General features: G+C 68.2%; 6 protein-coding genes. 2 read left to right on the top strand and 4 right to left on the bottom strand.

Features of this window, described 5'->3' with window-relative positions:
* Positions 1-190: 190 nt before the first annotated feature.
* Genes SGR02S_RS18745 through SGR02S_RS18730 form a run of 4 tightly spaced genes read right to left on the bottom strand, consistent with a single transcriptional unit; the run spans position 191 to position 3,753 of the window.
* On the bottom strand, positions 191-1,495 hold the full coding sequence (locus SGR02S_RS18745) for a serine hydrolase domain-containing protein (protein ID WP_067113666.1): 1,305 nt from the start codon (positions 1,493-1,495) through the stop codon (positions 191-193).
* On the bottom strand, positions 1,479-2,135 hold the full coding sequence (locus tag SGR02S_RS18740; RefSeq protein ID WP_067113663.1) for a 3-oxoacid CoA-transferase subunit B: 657 nt from the start codon (positions 2,133-2,135) through the stop codon (positions 1,479-1,481). The genes SGR02S_RS18745 and SGR02S_RS18740 overlap by 17 nt, the downstream gene beginning before the upstream one ends.
* Positions 2,135-3,031, bottom strand: coding sequence for an HAD family acid phosphatase (locus SGR02S_RS18735; RefSeq protein WP_067113660.1), 897 nt, complete (start codon positions 3,029-3,031; stop codon positions 2,135-2,137). Before SGR02S_RS18735 ends, SGR02S_RS18740 begins: the two co-directional genes overlap by 1 nt.
* The gene (locus SGR02S_RS18730) at positions 3,031-3,753 is read right to left on the bottom strand and encodes a CoA transferase subunit A (protein ID WP_067113657.1); all 723 of its coding nucleotides are present in this window, start codon (positions 3,751-3,753) and stop codon (positions 3,031-3,033) included. The genes SGR02S_RS18735 and SGR02S_RS18730 overlap by 1 nt, the downstream gene beginning before the upstream one ends.
* An 88-nt stretch (positions 3,754-3,841) precedes the next feature.
* Between SGR02S_RS18730 and SGR02S_RS18725 the strand changes: the two genes are divergently transcribed.
* Both SGR02S_RS18725 and SGR02S_RS18720 read left to right on the top strand, forming a co-directional pair.
* On the top strand, positions 3,842-4,744 hold the full coding sequence (locus SGR02S_RS18725) for a LysR family transcriptional regulator (RefSeq protein ID WP_067113654.1): 903 nt from the start codon (positions 3,842-3,844) through the stop codon (positions 4,742-4,744).
* 57 nt (positions 4,745-4,801) lie between these two features.
* Positions 4,802-5,614, top strand: a complete 813-nt coding sequence (locus SGR02S_RS18720) for a universal stress protein (protein ID WP_067113651.1) — start codon at positions 4,802-4,804, stop codon at positions 5,612-5,614.
* The last annotated feature ends 23 nt before the right edge of the window (positions 5,615-5,637 follow it).

Here is a 5,637-nt window from a genome sequence, read left to right as displayed (position 1 = left end):
TTGCAAGATGAATCCCCACAGACCTTAGGACAGATCGACATTCAGCTCTGGCGGCCTGCAAATGGCGGCCTTTCGCGATTCCGGTGCTCACGTGCCATCAGCACGCTGCGCTCCGGGTCCCGAAAAACCACCATTTTGACCCGTGGTCGTCTTCGACTCCGGCTCGCCATCCTCTGAATGTCGATCCGCCCTAGCCTTTCGGCGGCTCGGCGATCGCAGCCCGGACCGCGCCGCCCCGTGCCGGGGGCAGTTCACTGAGGTCGAGCCAGCGCGTCCCCTCCCGCTTGTGGTAGCTGTCGATCGCGGCGAAGGGGATGCGGAACGGGAATCCCCAATCGCTGTTCCACAGGGCGACGACGCCGGTCCGCGTCGCCGGTTCGAAGATCATCGTCGCGCGATAGCCCGCGACCGCTCCCGAATGACCTTCGAGCCGGTGGCCGTCGTAGGTGAAGCTCCGCCAGCCGAGGCCATAGGCCGCGTCGGCGGTGGCCTGACGCAGCGTGCCGCCATAGAGCCGCCCGGTGCCGACGCGCGGGCGATGGGCCATCTGCAACACCGCCTCCGGCAGCACGTCCGGACGGCTTCCCATCATCGCCTGCATCCATACGGCGAAATCGACGATATCGCTTTCGACGCCCGCCGCGGCGGGAACGCGCCAATAGGCTTCCTTGACCGGCAGGACGTGCGCGCCGCGGTGCGGCCGGGCCCAGTCCCTCGCGCCCGTCAGCCGCTGCATTCCGTAACCCGCGCTGACCATGCCGAGCGGCAGGAAGAGACGCTGCTCGACCGTGTCGGGGAAAGCCTTGTTCGCGGCCTTGGCCAATATCTCGTTCGCGCCGTCGAAGGCGACGTTCTGATAGCTGTGGCAGGTGCCCGGTTCGCATTGCAGCGGAGCGCCGGCCAGGCTCGCGCGGAGCAGCGCGGGGTCCTGCCCTTCCTCCAGCTTCTCGTCATAGGCGTTTTTGGTGAGGCCGGTGCGCTGGGACAGCAGGTCGGCGAGCGTTATCCGCGCTTCGGCGGCGTCCGGCAGCCGCAGCGACGTGCGCCAGTCGGCGACCGGGCGATCGAGGTCGACTGTGCCGTCGCGGGCCAGCGCCGCCGCCAACGCGCCGGTCGCGGTCTTGGAAACCGAGGCCCAGCGGAACAGCGTATGCGGCGTGACCGGCGCGCCGGTCGATTTGTCGGCGACGCCATAGGCGCGGACGAAGCGCAATTCGCCGTCTTCGACCACCGCCACCGCCAGCCCGGCCATTTCGGGCCGCTGCGAGAGCGCGGAAAGCTGCTCGTCGAACGTGCGATAGTCGATCCGGCCACGCCATTCCGCCGGCGTGTCGGGCAGCTTTTCCGGACCCCGCATCGGGATCGCAACACTGGCAAGGCTGTGGTCGCCGCCGGACACGCGAAAGCCGAGCCAGCCGGCGAAGCCGAACGCGGCGATCGCGATCAGGACGAGGAAAAGGCGCGACGCGGCCTTGTGGTTAGATGGCGACCTCATATGCGGCGGTGGTCTTAGCCGCGACTTCCTCCGCCGTCACCCCCGGCGCGAGTTCGACCAGCCGGAACGGGCTGTCATGGTCGTCGCGCCTGAAGACCGCGAGGTCGGTGACGATCATGTCGACGACATTCTTGCCGGTCAGCGGCAGCGTGCAGGCCGGGATGAACTTGGCGCTGCCGTCCTTGGCATTATGCTCCATGACGACGATGATCTTCTTGACCCCGGCGACCAGATCCATCGCGCCGCCCATGCCCTTGATCATCTTGCCGGGCACCATCCAGTTGGCGAGGTCGCCGGTCTCCGACACTTCCATGCCGCCCAGCACCGCAAGGTCGATATGGCCGCCGCGGATCATCGCGAAGCTCTGCTCCGACCCGAAATAGACGGTCTGCGGCAGTTCGCTGATCGTCTGCTTGCCCGCGTTGATCAGGTCGGGGTCCTCGTCGCCCTCGAACGGGAAGGGGCCGATGCCGAGCATGCCGTTTTCCGACTGCAGCGTCACCTCGACGCCTTCGGGAACATGGTTGGCGACCAGCGTCGGGATGCCGATGCCGAGGTTGACGTAGAAGCCGTCGCGCAATTCCCGCGCGGCGCGCGCCGCCATGTCGTCGCGGGTCCAGCCCTTGGTTGCTTCGGCCATTATTTCGGCTCCCATTGCTTGTCGGAGGGGAAGATGTCGGCAAAGCCGCCGCGGATCGACGGGCCGTAGACGGGGTTGGACAGCAGGAACCAGCCCTGGCCCCACAAGGCGGCGATCGGGCCGCTGGTCGCCAGCGTCTTGCGGTCGGCGACCGAAAGGCCCGGCGCATTGAACGCCTGCGCGAAATCGCCGAGCTGGTCGCCGCCCATCGCGATCACGCACCAGCGCGCCGCGATCTGCGCGCGGCGCCCGTCCTTGCTCGCGCCGTCGGGGGTGTCGCCCATCAGGAACAGCGTCTCGCCGTGCCTGAATTCGCCGAGACCCGCGGCGCGCAGCGCCTCTTCGGTGCCCTGCGCGTTGGCCGCGGTGCGGTTGGTGTTGACGATGATCGTCACGCCCGCGGCGCGCATCGCCGCCAGCGCATCGACGACGCCGGGCATCGCGATCGCCTTGCCGGCGCCGGTCTTTTCCCACTGGTCCCAGATGGCGGGGTCGAAATCCTTGTGCTGCTCGGCCATGTAGCGCATCGCGCCGATGTTCCAGATCAGCGTTTCGTCGGCGTCGAACACCGCGGCGGGCGGCTTGTCGCCGCAGGCGTCGAAGCGCGGGGCGGCGGGCGTCGATCCTTCGGCGAGCACGAGCTGGCGGCGGGGAACCGCCGAAAGCACGGCGTTCCTGACATAGGCGGCGAGCGCGCGATAGACCTGCGCCGACGCGACCGCGCCTTCCGCCGATCCGTACAGCCATTGCTGGCCCGTCGGCGGCGAGGCGGGAGTCGGCTTTTCACCGATCTGCGAGACGACGACCTCGTCGCTCAGCGCCTTCGGAGCGGTCGTTGCGGTGGTCGATGCACATCCCGCGAGCAGCAGGCCCGCCGCGAGGGACAGGGCGCGCATTACGCCGCCCCGGCGGTTTCGGGACGCGGGCGGACGGTGCGGAACTCGATCTTCTTGTCGTAGGGCGCGCCCAGCACCAGCCGCTTCACATAGATGCCGGGCAGATGGATGGCGTCGGGATCGAGGCTGCCGACCGGTACGATCTCCTCGACCTCGGCGACGCAGACCTTCGCGGCGGTCGCCATCGGCTGGTTGAAGTTGCGCGCGGTCTTGCGGAAGATCAGGTTGCCGCTCTCGTCGGCCTTCCACCCCTTGATGATCGCGAGGTCGGCGAAGATGCCGCGTTCGAGGATATAATCCTGGCCGTCGAAGCTCTTGACCTCCTTGCCCTCGGCGACCTGCGTGCCGACGCCGGTCCGGGTATAGAAGCCCGGAATGCCCGCGCCGCCCGCGCGGCAGCGTTCGGCGAGCGTGCCCTGCGGACAGAATTCGACCTCCAGCTCGCCCGCCAGATATTGCCGTTCGAACTCCTTGTTCTCGCCGACATAGGAGGAGATCATCTTCCCGATCTGCCGCGTGCGGAGCAGCTTGCCGAGTCCTTCGCCGTCGATGCCGGCGTTGTTGCTCGCGATGGTGAGGTTCCGGACCCCCGAATCGCGGATCGCGTCGATCAGCCGTTCGGGGATGCCGCACAGCCCGAAACCGCCCGCGCAGATCTGCATGCCGTCGAACAGAAGCCCGTCGAGCGCAGCCGCGGCGTCGGGGTATCGCTTGTTCACCATGTGATGGGGCTCCTTTGCAAGTCGGCGCGACTCTGGCGTATCTCAATCATCAATTCTAATCATAGTGTTTTTCGGTTATTCATAAACAATGTCGATCAATCGTATTGCCATCTACCATCTCGAAACGCTGCTGTGGATCGACCGGCTCGGCACCTTCTCGGCGGCGGCGGAGCGCCTCAACACCACCCAGCCGGCGGTGTCGGCGCGCATGCGCGAACTGGAGCAGCGGCTGGGGTCGTCGCTGTTCCGCCGCGACGGGCGCGGCATGTCGCTGACCCCGGCGGGGCGCAAGCTGGTGCGCGACTGTGAGCCGCTGCTGCGCGACATGGAGCAGGCGCTGCTCGGCAGCGGCGGCTTTGCCGAGGCGAGCGGGGTGGTGCGGATCGGCGCGGGGGAAATCGCGGCGGCGAGCTGCCTGCCGGCCTTCGTCGCGGCGATGAAGGCGGACATGCCGCACGTCGGGCTGGAGATAGAGATCGACCTGACCGCCAACCTGATCCAGCAATTGCTGACCGGGCGCACCGACATGGCCTTTGCCGCCGGGCCGGTCGCGCACCCCGCGCTCCGGACCAGCCCGATCGGCCCGGTCGCGCTGGTCTGGCTGGCCAGCCCGCGGGTGGCATCGGCCTTCGGCGACGGCGGCGGCGCGTCGGTGCCGATCTGGTCGCTCGCCAGCCATTCGCCGATCCACGGTCGGATGCGCGAGGCGATCGCCGCGTCGCGCGTGGCGCAGAAATCGCTCAACCTGTGCAACAATGCGCGGATGATGATCGATGTCGCCAAGGCGCACGGCGGCGTCGGCATCTTCCCCGAACCGATGGTCCGCGCGGAAATGGCGCGCGGCGCGCTGGTCGAACTCGCGGGGATGCCGACGCTCGCGCCGATCGAATTCCATGTCGCGATGCGCGTCGTCGATACCGAACCGGTGCTGCTGCGCCTCTTCGACGAGGCGAGCCGGCTTCGCGTCGCACAGATTGACGCCGGTCAATGAACCCGGGCGGCCCGCCGTGCATTGATCGATCATCAGGGCAGTCGAAGGAGATCCGCGATGCGTTCGATTCTGGTTCACGCCGATCATGATGCCGCGTTCGAGGGGCGCTTGCAGGTCGCACTCGACCTTGCGCGCCGGTTCGAAGGGCATGTCACGCTGATGATTGCGACGCCGTTGCAGCAGTTCGTCAGCTTCGATCCCTTCGGCGGCACCTATTTCGCGGCCGAGGCATTGGCTCGGGCGCAGGCCGACGATCTGGCGCTCGAAGACCGGCTTGCCGACCGGCTCGGCAAGGAGGACGTGCCGTGGGACATCGAGATGGCCGACGGCGACATCGTCGGCGCGCTCGCCGGGGCCGCCACACTGGCCGACCTGGCGATCGTCAGCCTGCCCGGCGAGGCGCGCGACGGACGCGGCGCGCCGTCGATGCTGGCGGGTGATCTGGCACTGAGCACGCCCGCCCCCGTCCTCGCGCTGCCGCAGGGCACGAAGGCGATCGACCATGATGCGCCGGTGCTGGTGGCGTGGAACGGCAGCCCCCAGGCCGCCGCGGCGTTGCGGGCCGCGCTGCCGCTGTTGCGCGATGGCCGGCCGGTGATGCTCGTCGCCGTCGGCCAGGATGACGGCGCCTTCCCGGGCACCGACGCGCTGCGCTATCTGTCGCGCCACGACATCCACGCCGAACTGACGCTGGTCGACCGTGGCACGGCGACGGTCGAGGAACGGCTGGAGGAACAGGCCGTCGCGCTCGGCGCCGGGCTGATCGTCATGGGCGCCTTCGGCAAGAGCCGGCTGCGCGAAACGCTGTTCGGCGGCACGACCCAATATCTGGTCACCAAGGGGCGCTTCCCGCTGCTGCTCGCGCATTAGAGCGTGATGACATCGAATGGACT

Origin of the sequence: Sphingopyxis granuli NBRC 100800 (assembly GCF_001591045.1) — a bacterium.
GTDB lineage: Bacteria > Pseudomonadota > Alphaproteobacteria > Sphingomonadales > Sphingomonadaceae > Sphingopyxis > Sphingopyxis granuli.
Note: the sequence above shows the minus strand (reverse complement) of the source record. Positions and strands in the feature narration are given on the sequence as shown.

What these genes read in the sequence shown, in the direction of transcription:
- SGR02S_RS18745 (WP_067113666.1), bottom strand. Translation starts at nt 1,495, where the DNA reads ATGAGGTCGCCATCTAACCACAAGGCCGCGTCGCGCCTTTTCCTCGTC.
- SGR02S_RS18740 (WP_067113663.1), bottom strand. Translation starts at nt 2,135, where the DNA reads ATGGCCGAAGCAACCAAGGGCTGGACCCGCGACGACATGGCGGCGCGC.
- SGR02S_RS18720 (WP_067113651.1), top strand. Translation starts at nt 4,802, where the DNA reads ATGCGTTCGATTCTGGTTCACGCCGATCATGATGCCGCGTTCGAGGGG.
- SGR02S_RS18725 (WP_067113654.1), top strand. Translation starts at nt 3,842, where the DNA reads ATGTCGATCAATCGTATTGCCATCTACCATCTCGAAACGCTGCTGTGG.
- SGR02S_RS18735 (WP_067113660.1), bottom strand. Translation starts at nt 3,031, where the DNA reads ATGCGCGCCCTGTCCCTCGCGGCGGGCCTGCTGCTCGCGGGATGTGCA.
- SGR02S_RS18730 (WP_067113657.1), bottom strand. Translation starts at nt 3,753, where the DNA reads ATGGTGAACAAGCGATACCCCGACGCCGCGGCTGCGCTCGACGGGCTT.